The organism is Ignavibacteriota bacterium (assembly GCA_016713565.1).
In the GTDB taxonomy this organism is placed as follows: domain Bacteria; phylum Bacteroidota; class Ignavibacteria; order Ignavibacteriales; family Melioribacteraceae.
In genome coordinates this window covers 1,214,420-1,240,467 of sequence record JADJOX010000007.1, presented here as the reverse complement: position 1 = coordinate 1,240,467, position 26,048 = coordinate 1,214,420, and the positions used below count along the sequence as shown (strand labels likewise).

The 26,048-nt window shown below is 32.5% G+C and carries 22 protein-coding genes; 7 read left to right on the top strand and 15 right to left on the bottom strand.

Going from position 1 to position 26,048, the window contains the following annotated elements:
• Window positions 1-5: 5 nt before the first annotated feature.
• The 3 genes from IPK06_12810 to IPK06_12800 all read right to left on the bottom strand — a co-directional run bounded on the left by IPK06_12810 (window position 6) and on the right by IPK06_12800 (window position 3,091).
• Window positions 6-2,156, bottom strand: a complete 2,151-nt coding sequence (locus tag IPK06_12810; GenBank protein MBK7980851.1) for a glycoside hydrolase family 127 protein — start codon at window positions 2,154-2,156, stop codon at window positions 6-8.
• A gap of 108 nt (window positions 2,157-2,264) precedes the next feature.
• A complete protein-coding gene (locus tag IPK06_12805; GenBank protein MBK7980850.1) occupies window positions 2,265-2,468 on the bottom strand; it encodes a hypothetical protein in 204 nt (67 codons plus the stop codon).
• A gap of 125 nt (window positions 2,469-2,593) precedes the next feature.
• Window positions 2,594-3,091 carry a manganese catalase family protein gene (locus tag IPK06_12800; protein ID MBK7980849.1) on the bottom strand — a complete coding sequence of 166 codons (498 nt, stop codon included), beginning with the start codon at window positions 3,089-3,091 and terminating at the stop codon, window positions 2,594-2,596.
• 135 nt (window positions 3,092-3,226) lie between these two features.
• Here IPK06_12800 and IPK06_12795 point away from each other — a divergent pair, with 135 nt between their 5' ends.
• The 3 genes from IPK06_12795 to IPK06_12785 all read left to right on the top strand — a co-directional run bounded on the left by IPK06_12795 (window position 3,227) and on the right by IPK06_12785 (window position 6,554).
• Complete coding sequence (locus IPK06_12795) at window positions 3,227-4,432, top strand: PAS domain-containing sensor histidine kinase (GenBank protein MBK7980848.1); 1,206 nt, start codon at window positions 3,227-3,229, stop codon at window positions 4,430-4,432.
• A complete protein-coding gene (locus tag IPK06_12790; protein MBK7980847.1) occupies window positions 4,429-5,871 on the top strand; it encodes a sigma-54-dependent Fis family transcriptional regulator in 1,443 nt (480 codons plus the stop codon). The genes IPK06_12795 and IPK06_12790 overlap by 4 nt, the downstream gene beginning before the upstream one ends.
• A gap of 275 nt (window positions 5,872-6,146) precedes the next feature.
• Window positions 6,147-6,554, top strand: a complete 408-nt coding sequence (locus IPK06_12785; protein ID MBK7980846.1) for a hypothetical protein — start codon at window positions 6,147-6,149, stop codon at window positions 6,552-6,554.
• A gap of 9 nt (window positions 6,555-6,563) precedes the next feature.
• On the opposite strand, the gene IPK06_12780 is transcribed toward IPK06_12785, so the two are convergent.
• The 6 genes from IPK06_12780 to IPK06_12755 all read right to left on the bottom strand — a co-directional run bounded on the left by IPK06_12780 (window position 6,564) and on the right by IPK06_12755 (window position 11,888).
• Complete coding sequence (locus IPK06_12780) at window positions 6,564-7,268, bottom strand: hypothetical protein (protein MBK7980845.1); 705 nt, start codon at window positions 7,266-7,268, stop codon at window positions 6,564-6,566.
• A gap of 19 nt (window positions 7,269-7,287) precedes the next feature.
• Window positions 7,288-8,478: an MFS transporter gene (locus tag IPK06_12775; protein ID MBK7980844.1), complete on the bottom strand. Its 1,191-nt coding sequence runs from the start codon at window positions 8,476-8,478 to the stop codon at window positions 7,288-7,290.
• Window positions 8,475-8,969 carry a VOC family protein gene (locus IPK06_12770; protein ID MBK7980843.1) on the bottom strand — a complete coding sequence of 165 codons (495 nt, stop codon included), beginning with the start codon at window positions 8,967-8,969 and terminating at the stop codon, window positions 8,475-8,477. The genes IPK06_12775 and IPK06_12770 overlap by 4 nt, the downstream gene beginning before the upstream one ends.
• A 2-nt stretch (window positions 8,970-8,971) precedes the next feature.
• A complete protein-coding gene (locus tag IPK06_12765) occupies window positions 8,972-9,550 on the bottom strand; it encodes an endo alpha-1,4 polygalactosaminidase (GenBank protein ID MBK7980842.1) in 579 nt (192 codons plus the stop codon).
• Window positions 9,551-9,959: 409 nt separating this feature from the next.
• On the bottom strand, window positions 9,960-11,291 hold the full coding sequence (locus IPK06_12760) for an alpha-amylase (GenBank protein MBK7980841.1): 1,332 nt from the start codon (window positions 11,289-11,291) through the stop codon (window positions 9,960-9,962).
• 24 nt (window positions 11,292-11,315) lie between these two features.
• Complete coding sequence (locus IPK06_12755) at window positions 11,316-11,888, bottom strand: pentapeptide repeat-containing protein (GenBank protein ID MBK7980840.1); 573 nt, start codon at window positions 11,886-11,888, stop codon at window positions 11,316-11,318.
• A gap of 399 nt (window positions 11,889-12,287) precedes the next feature.
• Here IPK06_12755 and IPK06_12750 point away from each other — a divergent pair, with 399 nt between their 5' ends.
• Window positions 12,288-12,761 carry a hypothetical protein gene (locus IPK06_12750; protein MBK7980839.1) on the top strand — a complete coding sequence of 158 codons (474 nt, stop codon included), beginning with the start codon at window positions 12,288-12,290 and terminating at the stop codon, window positions 12,759-12,761.
• Between the two features lie 89 nt (window positions 12,762-12,850).
• On the opposite strand, the gene IPK06_12745 is transcribed toward IPK06_12750, so the two are convergent.
• The 3 genes from IPK06_12745 to acs form a co-directional block, all read right to left on the bottom strand.
• Window positions 12,851-14,632: a carbohydrate-binding domain-containing protein gene (locus IPK06_12745; GenBank protein MBK7980838.1), complete on the bottom strand. Its 1,782-nt coding sequence runs from the start codon at window positions 14,630-14,632 to the stop codon at window positions 12,851-12,853.
• A 91-nt stretch (window positions 14,633-14,723) separates the two neighbouring features.
• Window positions 14,724-16,121, bottom strand: a complete 1,398-nt coding sequence (locus IPK06_12740; protein ID MBK7980837.1) for an ADP-ribosylglycohydrolase family protein — start codon at window positions 16,119-16,121, stop codon at window positions 14,724-14,726.
• A 151-nt stretch (window positions 16,122-16,272) separates the two neighbouring features.
• The gene (acs, locus tag IPK06_12735) at window positions 16,273-18,183 is read right to left on the bottom strand and encodes an acetate--CoA ligase (protein ID MBK7980836.1); all 1,911 of its coding nucleotides are present in this window, start codon (window positions 18,181-18,183) and stop codon (window positions 16,273-16,275) included.
• Between the two features lie 183 nt (window positions 18,184-18,366).
• On the opposite strand from acs, the gene IPK06_12730 reads away from it, so the two are divergent.
• Window positions 18,367-20,304 carry a CBS domain-containing protein gene (locus IPK06_12730; protein ID MBK7980835.1) on the top strand — a complete coding sequence of 646 codons (1,938 nt, stop codon included), beginning with the start codon at window positions 18,367-18,369 and terminating at the stop codon, window positions 20,302-20,304.
• Window positions 20,301-20,984 (top strand): 3'-5' exonuclease, encoded by a 684-nt coding sequence (locus IPK06_12725; protein MBK7980834.1) that lies wholly within the window; start codon window positions 20,301-20,303, stop codon window positions 20,982-20,984. Before IPK06_12730 ends, IPK06_12725 begins: the two co-directional genes overlap by 4 nt.
• A gap of 46 nt (window positions 20,985-21,030) precedes the next feature.
• Here IPK06_12725 and IPK06_12720 read toward each other — a convergent pair whose 3' ends face one another.
• The 3 genes from IPK06_12720 to IPK06_12710 form a co-directional block, all read right to left on the bottom strand.
• Window positions 21,031-22,728, bottom strand: coding sequence for a cation acetate symporter (locus IPK06_12720; GenBank protein MBK7980833.1), 1,698 nt, complete (start codon window positions 22,726-22,728; stop codon window positions 21,031-21,033).
• 43 nt (window positions 22,729-22,771) lie between these two features.
• The gene (locus IPK06_12715; protein ID MBK7980832.1) at window positions 22,772-23,026 is read right to left on the bottom strand and encodes a DUF4212 domain-containing protein; all 255 of its coding nucleotides are present in this window, start codon (window positions 23,024-23,026) and stop codon (window positions 22,772-22,774) included.
• Window positions 23,027-23,239: 213 nt separating this feature from the next.
• Complete coding sequence (locus IPK06_12710) at window positions 23,240-24,241, bottom strand: ornithine carbamoyltransferase (protein ID MBK7980831.1); 1,002 nt, start codon at window positions 24,239-24,241, stop codon at window positions 23,240-23,242.
• A 195-nt stretch (window positions 24,242-24,436) separates the two neighbouring features.
• On the opposite strand from IPK06_12710, the gene ggt reads away from it, so the two are divergent.
• Entirely contained in the window at window positions 24,437-26,038 is a 1,602-nt protein-coding gene (gene ggt, locus IPK06_12705) for a gamma-glutamyltransferase (GenBank protein ID MBK7980830.1), read from the top strand.
• Window positions 26,039-26,048 lie beyond the last annotated feature (10 nt).

Sequence of the window (26,048 nt, the reverse complement as noted above, 5' to 3'; positions counted from 1 at the left end):
TATTTTCATTTCCAAACATTTGCAGTTGAATCATTTCCTATTACCGGAAACGAGCTTATCCTTAAACGCGCCGCTCCCATTGGGATAAGTTTTATATCTTCAATTGCTTCGCTTGACTTAACCGGACTATTCTGCAATTCACCCGCTAAACCGTATTCGTCTATTTTCCATGCTGGGATTCTTTTTCCTTTAGCTTTGATTATTATTGGAGATGAATCAATTGTAAAAGGAAAATTATCGGAAGGCCAATTTCTATTTTCGATAGTAAATGATTTTTCAATATTCGTTGAATCTAAAATTAATCCATAGTTCCAAGCTGAATTCGGATGAATTTCATAAGTAGGCCATTTTTCCACTTCGGCGGTTTTCTGCCATTTGGAATCTGATGTTGCGGTTTTATCGCTAATATTTTGGATATAGTTTTCTGCGATTTTTAACGAGAAGGTTAACGGACCGTAATCAACACTAATGCTGTTATGATTTTTCTCCCATGTTCTGATTGATAAATTTTTTGGTAATGTTAAAATTACCTTATCGCCGTTTTTCCAAACTTTATTTATTAGTAAAAATTTTCCGGCTTTTGGGATCTCTTGTAATTTTTGGTCATTTAAAGTCACTGATGGATTTTTGCACCATTGAGGTATTCTAAAATAAAGGGGGAACTCAACGTTATTTTCAGTAGAAATTTCAAAAATTAAATTCTCGTCGAAAGGATAATTTGTTGCACAATTTATTTTTATTTCATTTCCGTTTCCAACTTTTGCCGTAACCGTATTAGCCGAATAAAGCACCGCGGCAATTCCATTATCAGGCGTTGCCATCCACATATTTTCAATAAAGTACGGCAATCCTTGTCCGTGATTATGCTGACAGCATCTTGAACTGAACGGATTCATAAGTAAGAATGGTCCGCTGTTTTGAATTCCGGGAGAATGATTTTTATCATCATTCAAAATCATATTCGGACTAGTTATATATCTTAATGATTTAAAATCGGGCATAAATGCAGCGGGAAAAGTATTAAACAAAACGTCTTCAGTATGATCAGCCCAAAAAATATCACCCGTAATTCTGAGTAAATTTTCGTTTGAATTCATTTGTTCAACAATTCCGCAAGTTTCAATTCCTTGACGCGGGTCATCATAACCTGGTCGCGCATTTTCATCGGCGCCGTACATTCCGCCGGGTACTTGTCCAAAATGTTCTCTAATGATTTTAAAATTATCATAAGCCGCGTTAAGATCATTTTTGTTCTTACTGATAAGATAATATTCCGCGGGTTCTCTAAAGCATTGTGCGATATTTACATTATGCCAGTCAATCAAATCGCCATACCAGCTTGGCCAATCGATATTGTCTCTTTTACTTTTCCAATTTTTTATTTCTTCCAATCTATTGCCTCGTTTGTTCCAAGGTGCGGTAACTCTATGATTTTTTTCCGCAAGATCTAAAAGAAATTCATCACCCGTATGATTATAAAGCCATAAAATACTGTTTAAATTATCTCCTCCTCTAATTCTCTGCCAATAGTGAATTGCCGAAAGAAATTTTTCGTCTGGTAAACTAAATTGGTATTTGAAATATTTTGTCATTAAGTCAATTACACGTTGGTCATTGGTAAATTCATAATATGACTGCATGCAGTAAAGCATTATCATATTAGGCCAAAAGTCTTGCGTGCTGTCTTTTTCCGAAATTTTATACGGACCGAAATTACCATCCTCTCTTTGACTTTTAAATACAGCTTCAAACCAAATTTGTGATTCACTTAGCATCTTTTCGTTATTTAAAATAAATGCTGTTGCCGAATAACCTTTAAGCCAATATGGAACTTCTTCCCAGCCCCATTCGCCACTGCCGTTTTCTGAAAGCCATGCGTTATCTTCTTTTTGAAGCCATGCACTAATCTCGCTGAGGTTGCCTAATAATCCATCTGCTTGCCGCTGAAGACTTTCTTTGATCCAGCCGTTTGGTTTAACCGAACCAATTGGCAGTTTAATCAGAGAATTTGGAATTAACGGATTTTTATTATTAACGTAAAATTTGTTTACAGAAGTTGTATCAGGTAAATCAACATTCTTAACAATAATTTTGTTTTGTGAACAGCTTAATGAAAAAAATAAAATAGATAAAAAAATGAATGATTTGTTATTCATAATTAAGCCATATAATTTTTGGGAAAAAAATTACCTGATGAAGAAAAAATATTTTACAAAAATAAATTATTACATTGAATTGAGAAATATGAATTTGATAAAGAGATGTTATTTTTTTTTATTTGTTTTGGCAATTAAATTCTTAAAATATTCTTTATCAGTAGTTTTGGGTTTTATTCTTTCTTCTGCGGGAATTGCAAATTCAAATTTACGTGTTAATACACAACCTTTTCTTCCCGGCACACAATCAACATTAAGCTTATAGCAAAAGTTGTTTTCAGTATTTAAATGCGGACAAGAAAAAGAAGTCATGATATTATCTTAATTATTAATTTTAAAAAAATAACTCATACTGAACATATTTGTTATCCAAATGAGATTTATAAATTAAGATATTAAAATTAATTCAGTATGACAAATTTTACATTAAAATTATTTTATTCGGCATGTATTCCAGATTGTCTGCCTTTGCTTCTTTCAATTGATTGCAGAGCTAAATAATTTTGACCGAATTTTTCCAAGTTTTCAGTTTCAGTGTCGTATTGATCATAATGTCTTTCTTCATCGGCGACTAATGATTCAAAAATTTGTTTTGTCGCAGAATCCGCGTTTTTAGAACTTTCGTTAGCCCAAATATTATAATCTCTTGCGCTTTCAAATTCCATTTTTGCAGCATGTTTCAACATATCTTTTACTTCTTTAATTTTTTGAACCTCGGTTGATGGTTTCATTTCAACATCACCTTTTAAGAATAAAATTCTATCGGCGCACTTTTCAACGTGTCCCATTTCTTCAATGGCTGTTCTTCTAAATAATCCTGCTAACAGATCATAACCTTGATCATCGCAATGAAAATGAAAATACATATATTGATGAATAGCGTAAAGCTCATCGGCAATAGCTTTGTTTAATAATTCAATGCTTTTTTCGTGCATAACTGCTCCTCTTAAATGTTAATAAATTAAAATTAATATTAATATCACAAAAGTGGAAATAATTATTCACATTATGACTTATTTCATTTAGGAATTAACTTTCTTTAAATTTGTAAAAATAATTTTAAAGAATTTATGAGCAGCGTAAAACAAGAATTAAAAGAAGAGCGAAGTAAAAGACTATTAAAGTTTTTAACCGATTACATTTATAACGTTCTGATTGAAAACGGCGAAGTAATTGAAACCTTTCATGGACCCGGATGTTATGCTGTTACCGGTTACAAATCATCAGACTATATGAAAGATCCTGAGCTATGGTATAATATGGTTCACGATGAAGATAAACATAAAGTCTTGGAGCAATCACAAAAGGCTTTAAAAGGTGAAAATGTTCTGCCTTTGGAACACAGAATAATTCATAGAGACGGATCAACACGCTGGGTTAAAAACAGCATTGTTCTTCAAAAAGATGAAAAAGGCAACGTTATTTCTTATGATGGAATTGTCAACGATATTACTAAACTAAAAGAATCGGAAGAGCAGAACAAAATAAAAAGTGAACAGCTTATACACGCTGATAAAATGGCGTCATTAGGAATTTTAGTTTCCGGAATTGCTCATGAAATTAACAATCCAAATAACTTTATAATGCTTAACATAAATTTGCTTAAAAAGATTTGGGAAGATGTTAAACCTATTCTTAACCAATATTATATTGAGAATGGAGATTTTGCATTAGGCGGAATGTCATACAAGAATTTTGTTGAAAAAATAGATAAATCTTATGATTCTATTTTATCGGGCTCCGAACGAATAAAAAAAATTATAGATAATCTTACAAATTACGCAAAATATCCTTCCATGGAATATAAAAAAATAAGCATAAATGAAGTTGTGGACGTAGCGGTAAGTATAACAAATAATTTTATTAGTAAATCAACAAACAATTTTACCATTAATTATTCCAAAGGATTTCCCTTGGTTTGGGGAAGCGCAAACAGACTTGAGCAGGTTGTAATAAATTTAATTAACAACGCATGCCAATCATTAACAAATAAAGATCAAAAAATTATTATAAATGTGTATGAGGAATTTAATAAAGTAATTATTGAAGTAATTGATGAAGGAGAAGGCATTGGTGAGAAAGATTTAAAATATATTTTTGATCCATTTTATACAACAAAAAGAGAAAAAGGCGGTACCGGACTGGGTTTATCGATTACGTATAATATTATAAAAAACCACAATGGTGAATTTAAGATTGAAAGCAGAAAAGGAAAAGGGACAAAAGTTAAAATCTATTTTCCTATTTATTTAAGCGCTGAAGGAGAAAAATTATGACATCATTGTTAAATCCATCAAAACCAATTTTATTAGTTGATGACGAAGAACATTTTTTAACTTCCGCCGAATTAGTTTTAAACTCAAACAGATTCACCAATATTGAAAGCTGCGTTGAAAGCACAAAGGTTTTGGATTTGCTGAAATTAAAAGAATATTCATTAATTGCGCTTGATATTAATATGCCGAATATTTCGGGCAAAGAGCTTCTTCCTAAAATTCTTGAGAACTATCCCGAAATTCCTGTAATTATAATAACCGCAATAAATGATGTTGAGAGTGCCGTTGAATGTATGAAATTGGGAGCATTTGATTATTTGGTAAAGCCAATTGACGACGAAAGGTTTATTACTTCAGTTAAGCGCGGGCTGTACTTTTCAAATGTAAGAAATGAGAACTTACGATTAAAAGAATCATTGTTCAAAGACAAATTGGAATTTCCTCAAGCATTTTCAGAGATAATAACAAACAGTACAAAAATGATATCGATATTTAAATATATTGAAGCGATATCCAGGACCAATCTGCCGGTTTTAGTTACAGGCGAGACCGGAGTGGGGAAAGAATTAATTGCAAAAGCAATCCATAAAATTAGCGGAAGAGAAGGCGAAATGGTTTCGCTTAATGTTGCCGGAGTTGATGATAATCTTTTTTCGGATACTTTATTTGGACATAAAAAAGGCGCGTTTACCGGCGCCGAAAAAGATAGAAAGGGACTAATAGAACACGCGGAAAACGGAAGTTTATTTTTAGATGAAATCGGCGACCTAAGCATCGAATCGCAAGTTAAGCTTTTGCGTTTGCTTCAAGACGGAAAATATTATCCTTTGGGATCAGACGTTGCAAAACTTTCAAATGCAAGAATTATAGTAGCTACTCACAAAGATTTAGACAGAATGAAAGATGATGATACTTTTAGAAAAGATTTGTATTACAGATTGAAAGCACATCATGTTCATATTCCGCCGTTGCGCGAAAGAAAAGAAGATATTCCCATTTTAATAAGTCATTTTTTAACAACCGCATCAAATACGCTTAATAAAAAAAGGCCGGCATCGCCAAAACAGCTTTACACAATTTTAACAAATTATTCTTTCCCTGGAAATGTAAGGGAATTGGAAGGAATTATTTTTGATGCCGTGAGCCGACATTCTTCCGGAATTCTGTCCCTTGAAAGCATAAGAGATAAAACAATCGGTACAGAAGATGATATCGCGTCAAATAATGTTAAAAGCGTTAATGAAAATTTTTCAGATTCAATTATTTTCACGTCGCAGTTTCCTACATTTAGAAACGCGGAATTGCTGATGATCAAAGAAGCACTTAAACGATCGGATAATAATCAGACAATTGCGGCGCAGCTTTTGGGAATTACAAGACGCGCGCTTAATAACCGAATTCAAAGATTAAAAGAAAAGGATACCGATATTTTTGAATAGAAATCAAATGATAATTATAAAGCTGTTTTTATAATATTCTACATGCCACAAAAACGTAAAAGCAACATTTCTTCCTAAAAGCATAACTAATTGTATTACAATTCTTTAGACGATGGGTTTTAAAGTAACGGCAAATTTGTGGCACCTATTTTAATTCCTTTAAATCCGTCTTATTTCGTATAAGTAATTGTAATTAAAACATTTCCGCCGTCATTTTATTTTTGGTATACCAATTGAATGAGTAAAGTTAAAAAAAAACCGAAAGGAGATTCAAAATGAAATCAATAAAAAACTTAATAATGCTCAGTTTAGTATTATTATTTTCGCTTAATCTTAATGCTCAATCAATAAATAAAAAATCACTAAGCGAATTAACTAAAATTGTAACTCAAAACTTAAAAAGCTCTAGTGAAGGCGTTGCTGAGTCTTCAATATTTGTTAGTTTACAATTTAAAAACAGATATCCGAAAGCAGATAATAAAATAATTGTAGATGCATTAAATGATTTGGCATCAAATTCAAATAACGCAAAAATCAGCTATAAAGCTCAATTGGCAAAAATATATTTTGAGAATCCTGAATTGTTTAAAGATGTTAAAGTAAATACAATTTTTGATGATCAAAAAGTTTTTGAGCAAATTTCTGAGAAATTAAATAGCGTGGTTCTTGCCTCAGAATTTTAATTGATGAAATTAAATAGTTAAAATTGTTTTTTTTGAAAACTTAATAACAATTGGATTTTGGGTATCATCATTATTTATTGCGACGTCTGAAATTTCAATTGGATTATAAATAGATAGGTACATTTCATGCCCCGGAATGTACCTTTTTTTATAAAGTTCAATTACTTTATCTTCTCCTCCAAATAAATTACTGTCTCTTTCTATTGCCCGCCTCATTGTATTTTCAAACGATGCTTCAATATAAATTTTAAAATCCCAATAATGCAAAAGTTCATTTTTAAATAAAAATATTCCATCAAAAATTAAAATTGAATCTATGTCGGCTTTTTTTGAATCAGCATTTGTAGCTTTATTAATTTTAAAATTGTACGTCGATTCTTTATATTCCAAATTTCCATTATGACTAAGAGGATCAAGCAGATTTCTTTTTAAAGATTCATAATCGTGTGAATCCTCAAGATATCCTTTTGGTGAAAATTGACCCTGCCTTCTTCTAAATTCCGGCGGATGATGAAATCCGTCAATTGTTGAACGAATGACTTTTCTGTTTAGCATTATTATTGATTCAGCAAGTTCATTTGCAAAAGTAGTCTTGCCGGCATTTCCAGGTCCGTCAATTGCAACTTTTACAGGGTGATCAAATTTGATCTCACTGATAACTTCGGAAATATTTTTAATTAATTCCTTTCTGCCGTTTTTATTTTGCTGATTCATAATTGCCGATAATCAAATTTTATGCTGTAATTGTTTTATTTACTTTATTGTTTTTAAATACGATTAAAAAATAAACTAATACTAAAACTGATATAATGCCGGTAATAATAAATGTTACCGTAGAATTATATTTAAACCAAATAAAACCGGCAAATGTACTTGCTGCCAATGCGCAAATACTTTGAAACGCAGAGTAAGTTCCAACAGCCGTTGCGGCATCTTTTTTATCTACTATATTAGTAATCCATGCTTTTGAAATTCCTTCCGTTGCCGCCGCATAAATTCCGTATATAAAAAACATTAAAAAAAAGAAGTATAAATTATTATATAAAGCCATTCCAAAATAGACAATTGAAAAAGAAACAATTCCGAGCATGAAAATATTTTTAAGTCCAATTTTATCTGCTAAAATTCCCAATGGAAATGAAAAAACCGCGTAAACTAAATTATAAAAAATATAAATGCCTATAACTGCTTGGTCACTGTTTAATGACTCTTTTACTTTAAGCAGAAGGAAAACATCTGAGCTGTTAAAAAGGGCAAAAAATAATAATCCAACACTTAATTTTTTATAATTTTTGGGACTGTCTGACCAATAATTTATAAAGGAAAAAAAGGAAAGGTTTTTGTTAGCAGAGTTTTGAACTACTTTTTTTTCTTTCAATAAAAGTGTTGAGATAATTGCTAATACTCCTGGAATAAACGCGAGAAAAAATAATGTTGAGTAATTTTCAGGATAAAAATGTAAATATATTAAAGCTAAAAGCGGACCTAAAACCGCTCCTAAAGTATCCATAGATCTATGAAATCCGAAAACTTTTCCTTTTGTTTCTTTTGTCGCTTCGGCAGATAATATTGCGTCTCTAGCGCCGGTTCTTATTCCTTTTCCTAATCTGTCCAAAGTTCTTGTAAAGAAAACCCAAAAAGGATTTGTAAAAAATGCCAATAATGGTTTTGATATTGCGCTTAATGAATAACCTAATTGAACGAATGGAACTCTTTTACCGTAATGATCGGAGGCTTTTCCAAAATAACCTTTACTTAATCCCGCGGATGCTTCGGCAATTCCTTCTAGAATTCCGATAAGCAGAATTGAAAATCCAATTGATTTAAGATATATCGGCATAATCGGATACAGCATTTCGCTGGCGGTATCGGTAAATAAACTTACAACTGACAGTATCCAAACGGTCTTTGAAATATTTTTCATTGTTTCAATTCATCTATTAAATTTTGCAGATCAAGATGTTTAGTATACATTTCAATTGAACCATCGGAATTTTTAGGCCACAATTCCTTTGGTTTATCCCAATATAATTCAATTCCATTTCCATCAGGATCATCCAAATAAATTGCTTCCGAAACTCCGTGATCCGCGGCTCCGCTAATGGGATATTTTACTTCGATAAGTCTGCTGAAAATTTCCGCTAAATCTTTTCTTGTAGGATAAAGAATAGCAGCGTGATATAAACCTACTCCAAACTTTGATGCAGGCGGAGAATTTTTACTTTCCCAGGTATTTAAGCCAATATGATGATGATAACCGCCCGCGGAAATAAAAGCTGCTTGGTTTCCGTACATTGTAACTAATTCAAATCCTAAAATATCTATGTAAAATTTTAAAGATCTGTCGATATCCGAAACTTTTAAATGTATGTGTCCAATTCTGGTTTGATTTGGAATTTTATATTTGTCACTCATTTCTATAATTCCTCATAATATTCATAAGCATCAATAATATCTAGGTAAACTCCGTCAAATTCAGCGCTTAAAATTAAATCCAAATATGAATTTTGTTTTCCGTAAATAATATTTTTCCAATCGGAGTTCCAATATTTTACTTTGTAGTTTCCTTTCCAAGATGGATTTTCTTTATCAAGCCATTCCGGTTTATTTGAATTCCAGTTTGATTGCCAATAAAATCTATAATCTTCAGCTTCTCCAATGCTCATATAGCAAATTACTAAACGCTTTCCGCCATTCTGTTTAATTTTTAACCGATTTATTTCATCAGCGGTAAAAGAAATTTCATTGTGAAATAAATCCATTAACAATAAATCGTAATTTGTTTCATTAACCGCTGATATAAAATCTTGCTTGGCAGAATAATTTTCTGTGTTGATTAAATAAAGAAAATTTTTTGCTTGAGAAATTTTTGTTATGTCATTGGAATTTTCGTTGTAAGGTTTTTCCGGATAAGCCGGAATATTATTTAATTCACGGTTATCGGCGGCAAATGAAATGAATCCGTTTTGCTCATTTAGTTTATATGAATTATCCATTTTAGAATGTGTTGAACAATAATCAATCGCAAGTATTTCAACATTATTTTCTTCAAAAATATTACATAAATCGATTAAATAATTTTTATCATCTTCGGGAGTTTCAAAATTGTCTTCAACGTATCCGTAATAAAGATCTTCTCTGCCCGCAGCATCAATTACATCAAGGTATTCTAATATTGGTTCGTCTTCGGGTTCTCCGGTCGTTGTTACAAGTTCCTGCCCGTTTTGCGGAATAATATTAAATTCCGAATTTTTACTTTTGCATATTTACTAATTTCCGTAACAAAATTTCTCATTTCCTGACGATAATTTATATTTCCCGGAGTTAAATTTTCATCTTCTTTGCAGCTTATAATAAATAACAAGTTAAATGAAATTATTAAAATAATTGAAAGCATTACTTTCATTAGTTTTTTCTTTCACTTTTTGTGAATAATAAATAATCCCATGCGGATAAACTAAAACAATTTGCCTCAGTTAAAATATACTCTTTATCCGAAAATAATTCCGAATATTTTCCTTCAATATTATCCGATTGAATTTTTACTTTGACCGGCTTATTGCTAAAATTAATAATAGATATAATTTTATCATTATTCATTTCTCTATAAAATGAAATTACTTTATCGGATTTATCATTAAATATTCTAACCATTTCCCCGCCGTACTTACCATTCCACAATGCTCTATTTTTATGTTTCAATTCAAATAATTTTTTGTACAATTTTCCAATTTCGTGTTCTTTCCAATCAATGAGATCTTTATCAAAAAATTTAAGTGATTTAGAAAGTCCGGCTTCCTGTCCGCTGTAAATTAAAGGCATACCTTTTACAGTACACGTAAGTACAATTGCGGCATTAAGACCTTTTCCAAAATTTAAAAATTGATTACCGAACCATGAATTCTTATCGTGATTTTCTACAAACGTCATTCTGTATCCGTCATTTGGAAATGTATTAACATCGTGAGCTAAATATTCAACTATTCCATCGGCTCCTGTCTTATTTGTAAAAGAATCTTTCATCCTATCGTATAAACTCCACGAGTAAGTCATATCGAAAGCTTTTTTGTGCAAATCGCGCGATTCCCATTCTGCCAGCATAAAAACGGGTTTTATTTTTTCCAATTCATATCTCACATTTTCCCAAAATTCATTTGGAAGAAATCCCGCCACATCGCATCTGTAGCCGTCTATATTAGTTTCGTTTACCCAATAAATTAGCGCTTCAGTCATATATTTTCTAAGTTCGGGCTTATCATAATTAAAATCAATAATATCATCCCAATCAAACCAAGGCGTCGGCTGAAATTTTCCTAATTTATTTTTTGTGTACCAATCGGGATGTTCAACAGCCAATTTATTATCCCAAGCTGAATGATTAGCGACCCAATCAATAATTACATACATTCCCATTTTATGAATTTTGCTAACAAGTTTTTTAAAATCGTTTAGGTTTCCAAACTCGGGATTGATACTGTAATAATCCTTTACGGAATAATAACTTCCCAAAGTTCCTTTTCTGTTAACTTCACCTATTGGATTTACCGGCATTAACCAAAGTATATCAACGCCTAACCTTTTTAATCTCGGTAAATGTTTTTCAAAAGCCTTAAAGGTACCTTCTTTTGTATACTGCCTGATGTTTACTTCATAAATTACGGCGTTCTTGCTCCATTCGGGATGTTTAAGTTCTACGTAAGGTTTCGGTATGTAACATTTTTTAATTTTCGGCGACATGGATTTATAATCTTTAATTAGTGGTTATTCAATTTCAATATTGTATTTTGTTAATAATCCCAAAACATTATCCGATGAAAATTTTGCTTTTTCAATTCTGTTGGAATCGGGATCAATTATAAAATTATAAGATGTTCTAAAATCTGATTTTTCCAAAATCGTGTGATCAAAAACGGAATCTTTAAAATCGCAGTTATCAAATACAGAGTTTGTTAAATCCGCTTCTGAAAAATCCGCTTCGTGAATTATACATTTTATAAAAGTAGTCTTATGAAGTTTCATTTTGTAAAACGTTGATAAATTCAGCTGACAATCATCGAAACTGAAGGACAGCAAAAATTCATTGCAATTATCAAAGTGAAAACCCAATAATTTACAACCGATAAATTCTACTCTTTTAAACGATGTATCTATGTTTTTTACAGAACTGAGGTCACAATTTTTAAATTTACAATTAATAAAACTTGTGTGACTTATATCTGATTTTGAAAAATTACAATTTTGAAATGAACAGTTTTCGTACTCGCCTTTTTTGAATTTAACTTTTGAATAATCAATATTTTTGAAAATTTGGTTTTCCAGATATTCTAACTGCATTTGTTACTCAGAGAAATTTTTAATTATTTAAAAATAAAAAATAATTTTAAGCGGTTCTTTAATATTAAGAACAATTTTACGATTAAACTGAAATTAGAATTGGTAAATTTTATGTACTTGAAACAGTTTGTTCAATTACATTGGTTTATATTTACTTTGAAAATAAAATGAAATTAGATCGGTATCTTTTATCTGGAACAATTAGTACAAAATCATTTATAAATATTTTCACAAAATGAAAGAAAGTTGAATTTAAAGTTAAAAAAATCACCGTTCAGGTTATCTCTTATAATTGCGCTGTTAATCCATATAACAATTATAATAATTTTTAATTTTTTAATTATTGATGAAAATGAAGAATCAAGGTCAAAAAGTATATACCTTGAATTTAAAAAATATGTGAAGAAAGAAAATAAAGAAGATGTAAACCTGACAAAAGTAAAAAATAGTTTCGGAAATAATACAAATATTTTAAAGAACCCAAATCCAATTCTGATAGAAGAAAAATTTGAAGATGAAAATGCCGTTGTAATTATCGATTCGACAGTTTTTGCTCATAATGACACGGTTAAAAGATATACAAATATTATTGACTCAATTATTGTTAATTATCCCGATTTATACACATTCAAATCTTTACTAAAAGAAATGATCAGAAAAAATCCTATTGTAGAATCAGATACTGTAAAGGCTATAAAAGGATTGAAGAAATCTTTGATTGAATATTATAAAAACAAATACCCAACTCCGCTTTCTAAATTCGGCGAACAGAATTCAGGCATTCCGATTGATAAAATATTAGACTTTTTCAGCAAAGATGATACAACCGATATAAAAAAAATCAAAGAATATTTAGGCTTGGATAAGGATTAAATAATTTTAAAATGAAATGAAGGCATAGAAAAACTTCCGATGTCCATCTTAAAACCTTCACCGGAAGTATGGAAATAAAATCAATTTATTTAATTAACGTTGGTTATAGTATTTGAAACAGAAAAACTTTTATAAAGTGTTCCGCCGGAATAAGTCCCGGATTGATATAATCCGTTAGAAGAAGAACCTGTAGAACTTCCGCCTTTATAAATTGAGTAAGTTTTTCCCTTCTGCAAATCTGATGAAGAAAATACAACCGACTGAAATTTTTTAGTAGGCTGAAAAGTAAGAACATTGTTTCCGTCGCTGTCTTGAACATGAATTATGGTTGAGGCGGAAATTGAAGAATTAAACATAATTTTTACGCAATACTGCGTAGAACTTGAACTTGGCGCCTGTGTCATATTTGAATTACTTCCCGACGACGTTAAAAATCCACCGGAAATAATAAAAGTACCGTTATAATCAATCATAACTTCAGGCTGACTTGAAGGACCGTGAATAATTACGGTACCGGCGGTCATTTGCATATCTCCGTTACTGTCTAATCCATCTCCGTTACTTGGAATCAAAACTATGTAACCTCCATGAATATAAATACAACTATTGTCGTCAGTTTCAGTTCTCGAACCTGCAGAAGAATTAAAACTATCGTCAGTTGAAACTACAGTTATATTGCCACCATTTACATAAATATAATGACCTTCAACACCTTCGACCGAACTTAAAATATAGATAGTGCCGTCATTAATTATTACCGTATTGTCCGCGTGAATTCCGTCATCTTTTGAGGCAATAGAAAAAGTACCATTATTAATTGTTACCGAACCATTTGAGTGAACAGCATCGTCGGCTGAATTAATAGTTAAGTCTCCATTATCAATAACTACGCTTACCAAACCTTTAACGGCTTTTGAAGAAGTTTCGGTTGTGTTGGTTCCGGTTGTCTTTATATTTAGTGTGCCATCAGAAATCAATACATCTGTTGCTGCCGAAATTCCATCACCGAATGAAGTAATATTAATCGAACCGCCTTCTATTGAAATATAACCGCGTGTTGCGTCTTCGGTATTATCTGATTTTAATCCTTCTCCGTTGGAAGTAATTTTAACCGTTCCATCTTTAATAATTAAATAATCCTTTCCTCTTATTGCATCATCGACGGAAGTAATATTTATATTTCCGCTTTTAATAATTAATCCGTCTTCACTTGCAATAGCGTCGTTAAAATTTGCATTAACTGTTAAAGTTCCGTTTCCGTAAAATGTTAAATCATCATTACTGAAAATTGTTGAATTGGGTTCTTCGGTTTCCGCGTTAATATAAGTATAATTTGTACCGTCCGTCAAAGTATTAGTAGAATTATCCGAAAGAACAATTACGGTTTTGGAAGAATTCGCAATATAAATCGGCGAACTCGTTGAATTTGTTATATTAGCATTATTAAGAATCAATCTTACAATTTCATCCGAGTTTGCTGAGGAAGTTTTTTCAATTCCCGTTAAATCGCTATCGGCAATATCTATAATAATTTGACCGTTGCTTAATGTTCCGCTTAATTCATAATTTCCCAAAGCAGAAATAGTTAGAACACTTCCATTTATTGAAATTCCGGTTGAAGTTTCACTGGTAATTGAATTTCCGTTTAAGGTAATTTTTTTTACCGAGGCGGCATCCCAAATATAATCCGATGGATCTTCGTGTGATATTTTATTTTCGCTTATTATTTCCACAACGCTGTTTCCGCTGTCAGAGCTGTTAGTTATTTCTGAATCGTTTGTTTCGGTTGGAGTTTCGTTATTTTCACATTTTACTAAAATCAAAACTAAAATGAATAAAACAAAAACTTTTAAAATGATTTTAATAGACATATATTACCCGCATAATTTAATACTTTGACACTTGATAAATAATACTGGTTTAAACTGATTTTAGGGTAATTTTTTATACATTAAAATAACATTATTCAGCGGAATTTACATTTATACCGTTTTGCGGTATATACCATACATTATGTTCTAAATCAATTCCGCCGTTCATTAGATCTTGGATTACTCGGTCAACAATAAAAATTCCAATTTTTGCCATATTATTAAAGTTATCAATTCCATTATTAGGAAAGTTTTGTCTGGTTCTGTGAATATTATATTTATCGGAAAATTTACGGCTGAAAATTCTTTCTATTTCATTTTTTCCATTAATAAATCCTAAAAGTCCGCCCCAAGTTGAAGTCGGATTATCAGCGTCCCAGCCAGCAAGAACTCCAATTTTTATAGTTTCCTTATAATCGCCTTCTCCATAAAGAAGACTTATAATACTTGAGGCAAAATTTATACCCGCGGCGAAACAACCGTTGCATGTCATATTTCTTGACGTAATATCATAGCCGTCCATTTGATCAACTTGATACCGCTGATATACTTCATCTCTTACCTGTTCCCATGGAATATTTTCCATATATCTGCTTTTAACATAATCGTACATTTTTGCAGAATACGAATTTTCCGGCAGGCGTTTTCGTGCAATATCAGCCATCCATAGTATATTTTCTTTTGGTGATTTATTCTTATCATATAAAATGGAAAGAGAATGCATTATTACATAAAATTCGGATATCCACTCAGCATTTTTCCTTGCTGTAGTTTGAATGGGAAGGTTAGCTATTTTTAAGGCAATTTCCGGGTTTGAAGGCGCAAACAAACCGAAAATTTCTGTCGTAAGCTGTGCGTCTATCATATCGTAATCGGAATTATATAACGGATCGCCGGTTTGCGGTGGAATAAATCCATCTTTCATTAGATCATATGCTTTTTGGTTTGAAACCCAAAGAAAATTTTCTTCTTCCGATTTAATGTGTTTTAGCCAGCCTTCTTTTATTTGCTCACCTGTTAACATTCCGGTTTCATTTATAAAAAGTAAATATTGATACATATACTCTATATCCGTATCATCATCGGAGCCCCAAATTTCATTTTCGTCTCTAAAAACAAAATCAATTATTTTTGATGAATTGGTATCCATATCATCATTCCAAATATTCGGCAAATCAGGTTTACCCCAATTATCTCTTGTATAAAATGGTCCCGTTTTAATTTCACCAATATTCCCGATTTTATCCATTTCGGTAATTAAACCCGTCCAATTTGCAATTGATTGCCCAAGCCAAAATCCATATAATTTTTCGTAATATTCAGTGCGAGATATCTCAATATCATTTTCATTTGGGGTATATTTTTTATAATGGAAATTAGGGTTTACCAAATCTTTATTTTCAAAATTTTCAATTGTTTTGCATGATGTGACGAATAATATTGAAACAGCGGCAAAAATCTTAAAATATAATTCGGATCTGTAATACATAATGTACCTTTATAAAAATATATTGGAATTTAGATTGTGAATAAGTATTTAAAATAGTGATTAAAATAGAAAATAAATATAAATATTCATATGCGGGAATATTGAAACTCTCCCGCAAAAGCGGGAAAGTTCAATAAATTTAAGGAATGATTTATTCTTCGATTGTTGTTAAATCACCTTCCGGCAAACCTTGAGCGCGCGCTTTCAAAACTCTTCGCATTATTTTTCCGCTTCTTGTTTTCGGAAGTGAATCTACAAATGTAACGGAATCCGGTTTTGCAATTGGACCCATTTCATGTCCGACGTGATCTTTTAAATTTCTTTCAAGTTCGGCATCGCCTTTGAATCCGGCTTTTAAAATTACATAAGCATGAATTGCGTTTCCTTTTAATTCGTGAGGAAGTGCAATTGCGGCGGCTTCCGCAACTTTTGAATGGCTTACCAACGCGCTTTCAATTTCCGCGGTTCCCAAACGATAACCGCTTACTTTAATTACGTCGTCAATCCTGCCAATTATCCAGACATATCCATCTTCGTCAATTCTCGCCGAATCACCGGCTTTGTACCATCCTTGCTGTTCGTAATCTTTCCAGTATGTATCTTTAAATCTATCCGAATCGCCAAGAATTGTTCTAGCCATTCCGGGCCAAGGACTTTTAATAACAAGTTTTCCTTCTTCACCTGCCTTTACTGACTTACCTTTTTCATCAACTACCGCAATTTCAATTCCGAAAAATGGTTTTGTAGCTGAACCGGGTTTTAACGGAGTGATTGGAAGCGGCGTGATCATAAATCCGCCTGTTTCAGTTTGCCACCATGTATCCATAATAGGACATTTTTCATTTCCAATATTTGTATAATACCATTTCCATGCTTCGGGATTTATTGGTTCTCCAACTGAACCCAATAATCTTAATGAGCTTATATCATGTCGTTTTGACCATTGATTTCCAAATCTCATTAAACCTCTAATTGCGGTCGGCGATGTATAAAGTATTGTTACACCGTATTTCTCAATCATTTGCCACCATCTATTAGGATATGGATGATTTGGCGCGCCTTCATACATCATTATCGTTGATCCGTTTATAAGCGGACCGTAGACAATATAACTGTGACCGGTAATCCAGCCCGGATCTGCGGCACACCACCATCTGTCTTCTTCCTTAATATCAAAAACCATTTTGTGCGTTGTGGATGTGTAAACTGAATATCCGCCGTGAGTATGGACCAAACCTTTTGGCTTTCCGGTTGTTCCAGAAGTATACAAAATGAAAAGCATATCTTCCGCATCCATTACTTCCGTTTCACATTTATTATTTGAAATTGGAAGAGAAGCGAGATCATGATACCAGAAATCTCGGTCACTTTCCATATAAACTTCGTGGCCTGTTCTTTTTACCGTAATACAAGCTTCAATAGTGGGAGATCTGCCGATTGCTTCGTTAACAATTCCTTTAAGATCATTTACTTTGCCTCTTCTCCAGCCTCCGTCGGCAGTTACCAAAATTCTGCTTTGAGCGTCAGCGATTCTTTCAGCCAAAGCTTCAACACTAAATCCGCCGTATACAACACTATGGGCGGCACCAATTTTTGCGCAAGCCAGCATTGCAAAAACGAGTTCAGGAATTTGCGGCATATAGATTGTTACAATCTCGCCTTTTTGGGCTCCCATACTTTTCAATATGTTTGCAAATTTTGTAACTTCTCTGTTTAGTGCATGATATGAGAAAACTCTAACATCGCCGGGTTCTCCTTCCCAAACGATTGCTATTTTATTTTTACGCCAGGTCTTTAAGTGTCTGTCAATTGCATTTTGGATTATATTTGTTTTACCGCCAACGAACCATTTGTAAAACGGTTTGTTTTTATCATCAAGAACTTTATCCCATTTTTTATACCAATCTAAAGTTTCGGCTTGTTCAGCCCAAAATCCTTCACGGTCTTTTATTGATCGTTTATAAGTTTTTTCATATTCTTTTACATTTGCATTTTCTACGATTGAATCACTTGGGTAAAACACATTAGGATCATTAATGGTTTTTTCAATTTTATTCCCCATAAGCAATCTCCTATTTTTTACAAATTGAATTGATTATTATAATTACAGAAAGTAGTGGATATGAGATTTTAATTTACTCTATAAAATTTAATTTTGCAATTTAGATTATTGATTTCTTAGAAAAATTATATATTATTTTCCGATAAAATAAATTCAATTGTAAAAACTATAATTATTTTTTGAATGAACAATACAATTCCGCATAGAATTTATGATTTTCTAAAAGAGCATCCGCCCTTCAATTTTATTTCTAAAGAAATATTACTGCAAATTTCACAGGATATCATAATAATTTATTCGGAAAAAAATGATGTAATTTTTAAACAAGGCGATAAACCTCCGGATTATTTTTATGTTGTTAGGGAAGGAGCCGTTAAACTTTTTAACGAATTCAAAAATGAAAATATTTTAATTGATGTTTGTGATGAAGGTGATATATTTGGAATTAGGCCTTTAATTTCAGAAGACCGTCCTTATACTTTAACCGCAAAAGTTTCCGAAGAAGCATTGATCTATAAAATTCCTACCGGTTCATTTTTAGAAATTATGAAACTAAATAAAAATGTTGAAAATTATTTTTCTTCTTCATTTACGGGAGGAATTAGAAATCCATATTCAAAATACAGCAAACAGAAATATTTCGATGAGTCGCAAAATATTCACAGTGAAAAATTTAATTTTTTCGACATTCAAAAAATCCCGCTCGGCAATTTGCCGATAACTTGTGCTTTGGGATCCACAATTAGAAATGCCGCAATGGCTATGAAAGAAAAGAAGGTTGGTTCAATTGTTGTGGTTGATGAAACTAATAAACCAATTGGAATTATAACCGACAAGGATTTAAGAAATAAAGTTGTAGCCGGAGAAGTTGCTTCGCATTGTATTGTTGAAGATATAATGAGCAGTCCAGTAATAACTTCCGATAGAAATGCAACTGCCGCCGATCTGCAAATTTTAATGATCAAAAATAATATTCATCATATATGTGTAACTGAAGACGGAACAACAAATTCCAAAATGATAGGGATGATATCCGAACACGATATTTTAATTTTATATGGAAATAATCCATCGGTTCTCATAAGAGAAATTAATAGAGCAAAAAATTCCGAACAATTAAGGAATATTAGAGCAAATGCCGAACTTTTGCTGAGAAATTATTTACAGCAGGAAATTTCAATAGACTTTATAACAAGAATTATTACGGAAATAAATAACGCTATAAATATTAAAGCAATTGACCTGACTATCTCTGAGCTGGCTGAAAAAAATAAAGAATTACCAAATGTAAAATGGTGCTGGCTTTCGTTAGGAAGTCAGGGCAGAGGTGAACAACTTTTACGTTCCGATCAAGATAACGCATTGGTTTTTGATGATGTGGAAAATATTGATTATGAAAAAACTAAAAATTATTTTCTTCAATTGGCAAAAGGTGTAAACGATATCCTTGAAGATTGCGGATTTGATTATTGTCCGGCAAACGTTATGGCAAGTAATCCTAATTGGTGCTTATCATTAAGTGAATGGAATAAGCAATTTGAAAGTTGGATTTACAGTCCGGGAAATAAAGAAGTAATGTACTCAACAATTTTTTTTGATTTTAATCCACTGTATGGAAATTATGAGCTTTCGGAAAAAATGTCGGAAAATATATTTCGAGTAATTAATAATCAAGAAAGTTTTATGTCGTTCTTGGCAAAAAACGCTATTGAAAATCCGCCGCCTTTAAGTTTCTTTAGAGACTTTATGGTAGAAAATAACGGAGAACATAAAAATGAATTTGATATAAAAGCCCGCGCTATGATGCCGCTTGTTGATGGAGCGAGAGTTTTGGCATTAGCCGCAGGATTACGAGGCATAAACAGTACAATTAAAAGGTTTAATAAATTGGCAGAAATTGAGCCAGAGAACAATGAGTTATTTGAACAACTTGCCGATGCCTGCGAAATAATTATTCGATTTAGAACAATGCAAGGTTTAAAACACAATAACACCGGACGTTATTTTAAGCCGGATGAACTGAATAAAATGCAAAGATTAATGCTTAGAAATTGTTTCCGTCCAATTAAAGAACTTCAGACAATTTTAACCGTAAGATTTAATTTGAACATGTTCAGATGATTCTTAATTACTTTAAAAAGAAATCAAGTATAAATTCCCCCGAATTTTGGAAAAAATACATTTCACATTTTGATTCAAAACGTGATTATAAAATTCCTATATCTCATGCCGAATTTGTAATTATTGATATTGAATCTACCGGTTTGGATTTTAAGAAGGACAAGATTCTATCAATAGGCGGCGTTAAAATTAAAAACAATCAAATAGAAGTATGTAATACTTTTGAAATATATTTAAGTCAAAATGAGTTTAACCCCGACTCAGCTTTGGTGCATGGAATAATAAAGAATACAAATGAAGTAAAAGTATCAGAAAATGAAGGAATAGAAAAATTTTTAGAATATATTAAAAACAATATACTTGTCGGTCACAGTATTACGTTTGATATTTCCATTATTAATGAAACGCTTAGAAAACTTGGCGGTAATAAACTATTGAATAAGTCAATTGATACAATAAATTTGTACAAAAGATTAAAAGGAAACGATTACAAAGTTGATAGTTCTTTATCTTTAGATTCACTATGTGATGAATATAAAATAATAAAGAGCGATAGACACAATGCAGCCGGTGATGCATTGATAACGGCACTGTTATTTTTAAAATTGATCTCAGGTTTAAAGATAAGAGGAGTTACGGAGTTAGACAGTTTATTAAAATCAAAAGGAATTTTATTTTAAATTTATTATAGAGACGTAAATATTACGTCTCTATTTTTAATATAAATTAGTGACTTTGTGCAGATCCTGCGCCACGCGGAATTCTAATATCTTCAACAATTTGCTGAACTTCTAATGGAGGCGGTGAAGTTAGTCTTGAAACAATAATTGAAATTAATAAATTGATAAACATAGCAACCGTTCCAAAACCTTCCGGCGAAATATCAAACCACCATTCACTTGCCGGAGGAATGGCATCAACAAACCAACCTAATTTATAAACTGACATATAAATAAACATTAAAATTAAACCTACAACCATTCCTGATATCGCACCCTCTTTATTCATTCGTTTATCAAAAATGCCCAAAATTATAGCAGGGAAAAAAGACGATGCCGCAAATCCAAATGCCAATGCAACGGTTGCCGCTACAAATCCAGGAGGATTGATCCCAAAATAACCTGCGACAATTACTGCAAATACTGCGCCTATTCTTGCCCACATTAATTCCTGTTTTTCCGTAATATTTGGCTTTAATTGTTTCTTTATCAAATCATGTGAAATTGAAGTTGAAATTACCAATAACAATCCGGCTGCTGTTGATAAAGCTGCTGCCAAACCTCCGGCTGCTACAAGCGCAATAACCCAAGGCGGCAGGTTAGCTATTTCCGGATTTGCGAGAACCATTATATCGGCATCAATGTTTAACTCATTAGCGTTTTTATCGGCAATATATTGAATTTTTCCGTCGCTGTTTTTATCTTCAAATTTAATCAGTCCGGTGTCTTCCCAGCTTTTAAACCATTCAGGCATTTCGGTATAATTTTTTTCACTAACCGTGTTTATTAAATTTGTTCTTGCGAAAGCCGCAATTGCCGGAGCGGTTGTGTATAAAATTGCTATAAATAAAAGAGCCCAGCCGGCTGATTTGCGAGCATCAGAAACTTTTGGAACTGTAAAAAACCTAACGATTACATGTGGCAGACCTGCCGTGCCGACCATAAGCGCAAAAGTTATAGCGAAAACATCAATCATTGGTTTTGAGCCCGTTGTATATTCATGAAATCCTAAATCCCTTTGTAACATATCTAATTTTTGCAAGAGGTAAGTTCCTGAAGAACTTTCCGTACTGACTAAACCAAATTGGGGAATTATATTTCCCGTTATTGCTAATGAAATGAAAATTGCGGGTACCATATATGCAAAAATTAAAACACAATATTGCGCAACTTGTGTATAAGTAATACCTTTCATACCGCCCATAACCGCATAAACAAAAACAATTGCCATTCCAAAGTAAACACCTGTATTGATTGGAACTTCTAAAAATCTTGCAAAAACAACACCTACACCACGCATTTGTCCCGCTACATAAGTAAATGATACTACAATTGCGGCAATAACGGCAACTGTTCTTGCAACGTTTGAGTAATATCTGTCACCAATAAAATCGGGGACTGTAAACTTTCCGAATTTTCTTAGATATGGTGCAAGAAGAAGAGCAAGTAAAACATATCCGCCTGTCCAACCCATTAAATAAACAGAACCGTCATACCCCATAAATGAAATCAAACCTGCCATGGAAATAAAAGAAGCGGCTGACATCCAATCGGCGGCAGTTGCCATTCCGTTTACTATTGGATGAACGCCTCTGCCTGCAACATAAAAATCTTTTGTCGAACCGGCTCTTGACCAAAAAGCAATACCAATATAAATCGCAAATGATATTCCTACAATAATAAAAGTCCAAATTTGAACACTCATAAATTTTCTCCCATTTGAAAATTTGAATAGCGGAAATAATTAATTACTCATGTACGTCATATTCTTTGTCTAATTTGTTCATATACTTCACATAGAAAAAAATCAAAAAAATAAAAATATAGATTGAGCCCTGCTGTGCAAACCAGAAGCCAAGTTTCGCTCCGCCGATATTTAAGCTATTTAAAATATCCACGATGAAAATACTCAGCACATAAGCAACAAAAAACCAAATACTTAACAGAATCAATACAATTTTGATATTTCTCCGCCAATATTCTTTCAAGTTTTTTTGAGACATGCAATTCTCCTTTTAGAGTTAATAAATTTGTTAAAAATAAATAGGAGGAAAGGTGTTTTACAGATAAGAAGATTAAGCTAAAAAATACAAAATAAATTTTTTACGCAATAATAATTTTATCGTGTAAAATACTTTCTATGAATATTTATACAAAAAATCCTTACTAATATTTTCTTTAGTAAGGATTTTCAAATGGGATGGTTTAATATTTTATTAAGAACCTAATGTGGCAACCATTATTGCTTTAATTGTGTGCAGTCTGTTTTCAGCTTCGTCAAATACAATAGAGTGTTCAGATTCAAAAACATCTTCGGTCACTTCCATACCGTCAAGTCCGAATTTATGAAAAATCTCTTCACCCATTTTTGTTTCTCTATTATGAAATGCTGGAAGACAGTGCATAAATTTTACTGTGGGATTTTCAGTCAGTTCTATTGTCTTCATATTTATCTGATATGGTTTTAGAAGTTTAATTCTTTCTTCCCAAACTTCTTTTGCCTCACCCATCGATACCCAAACATCAGTGTATAAAAAGTCTACGCCTTTTACGCCTTCTTTTACATCGCTTGTTAAAGTAATTTTTGCGCCGGATTTTTTTGCGATTTCTTTGCATTGATCAACTAATTTACTTTCCGGAAGATTTTGTTTTGGCGCGCAAAGTCTAACATCCATTCCCATAATAGCGCCGCCTACCAATAAAGAATTGCCCATGTTATTTCTTGCATCGCCTAAATAACAATAAGAAATTTCCGAAAGCGGTTTGTTTGAATGTTCCAGCATTGTCATAAAATCAGCAAGAACTTGAGTGGGATGAAATTCATCAGTCAATCCGTTCCACACAGGAACCCCGGCGTATTTGCCTAATTCCTCAACAATACTTTGACCAAATCCTCTATATTCAATTCCGTCATACATTCTGCCCAATACCCTTGCGGTATCTTTCATTGATTCTTTATGACCTATCTGCGAACCGCTTGGACCAAGATATGTTACATTTGCGCCTTGATCAAATGCCGCGACTTCAAAAGCACATCTTGTTCGGGTTGAAGTTTTTTCAAAAATTAAGGCAATATTTTTCCCTTTTAATTTTTGCTCTTCATAGCCGCCGTATTTTGCGGCTTTTAAATTTTTTGATAAATCGAGTAAAAAGGTAAGTTCCTCTTTTTTAAAATCTAAAAGTTTTAAAAAGTTTTTGTTTCTTAAATTATAAGGCATATTTTCTCCTTTAAGGATTCTGCAAAATAAAAAATAATTTCTTATGTTAATATATCTAACATATTCAAAAACATTAAGTAAAAAACTGTGAAAAATAAAATTAAAACACTCCAAATATTTTTAATAATTCTAATAATAGTCTTTAATATTAAAACAAGTTCTCAAACAGCTCTTCCGGTCAAAGCCCAAAATGGAATGGTTGTTTCGGCAAGTTCTTTAGCTTCCGAAGTCGGAATTGAGATTTTGAAAAAAGGCGGGAATGCAGTAGACGCGGCCGTAGCTGTCGGCTTTGCATTGGCAGTAACTTATCCATACGCCGGAAATTTAGGCGGCGGCGGATTTTTTGTGATGCATTTAAAAGACGGAAAAAATATAACAATAGACTTTAGAGAAAAAGCGCCTATTTCAGCACATCGCGATATGTTCTTAGGTAAAAACGGAGAATTTAAACCTGAGCTTAGTCAAGAAGGTATTACGTCTTCCGGTGTTCCCGGAAGTGTAGCGGGTTTAATTTTCGCCTTAGAAAAATATGGTACAATGGAATTAAAAGATGTTATTCAACCGGCAATTAATTTAGCTAAAAGCGGTTTCAAATTGGATGAATCCGATGCGCGATCTTTTAAGAATCATTTGGATGAATTTAAAAAATATCCATCTTCATTTAAGATCTTTTCAAATAACGGAAAACCATATCAGGAAGGGGATTTGTTTATCCAAAGTGATTTGGCAAATACACTTGAAGAAATTAAACGGAACGGTAAAGACGGATTCTACAAAGGTAAAGTCGCCGATTTATTTATTGAACAAGTACGACAAATGAATGGTTTTATTACTCACGAAGATTTGGAAAAGTATTATCCGGTTGAGCGTGAACCAATTATGGGAAATTATAGAAATTATAAAATAGTATCAATGGGTCCGCCAAGTTCAGGCGGAATAGCTTTAGTAGAGTTGTTAAATATTTTAGAAAATTTCAATTTTGAAAAACAAGATTGGAACAGCAGCGACTACATTCATAAACTCGTTGAATCAATGAAATATGTTTATGCAGACAGAACATATCACATTGGAGATGAGGACTTTTATGACGTGCCGAAGGGGAAATTAATTTCAAAGGAATACGCTAAAAAAATATTTGACCAAATAAAAGATTTTGCCGTTCCTTCGGAGAAAATTACAACACAGATACCTGCCCTTGTAAATGAAAGTACAGAAACAACACACTATTCGGTTTATGATAAAGATGGAAACGCTGTTAGCGTAACTACAACAATAAATTCCGGATATGGTTCAAAAGTTGTTGTTGAGGGAGCGGGATTTTTACTTAACAATGAAATGGATGATTTTAGTTCAAAGCCCGGAGAACCAAATCAGTTCGGACTGTTAGGAAGCGAGGCAAATTCAATTCAGCCGGAAAAGAGAATGGTCAGTTCAATGACACCGACAATTGTACTTAAAGATAATAAACCTTTTATTATAGTTGGCTCACCCGGCGGTTCTACAATAATAACAGTTGTTCTTCAGGTTATAATGAACGTAATTGATTTTGGAATGAATATTCAAGAAGCAGTAAACGCCCCGAGAATTCATCACCAATGGATGCCGGATATTATATATTTGGAAGAGTTTGCTGTTAATAAAGATGTGTTGATCAATTTGGAAAAATTAGGATATAAATTTGGTGATAGAAATGAAACGTTCAGAGTTTTAGGATCGGCTCAATCGATTTTAATTGATGGTGATAAAATTTACGGTGCCGCTGATCCGCGGCGCGGCGGTTTGGCGGTTGGATATTAATAATTTCTTT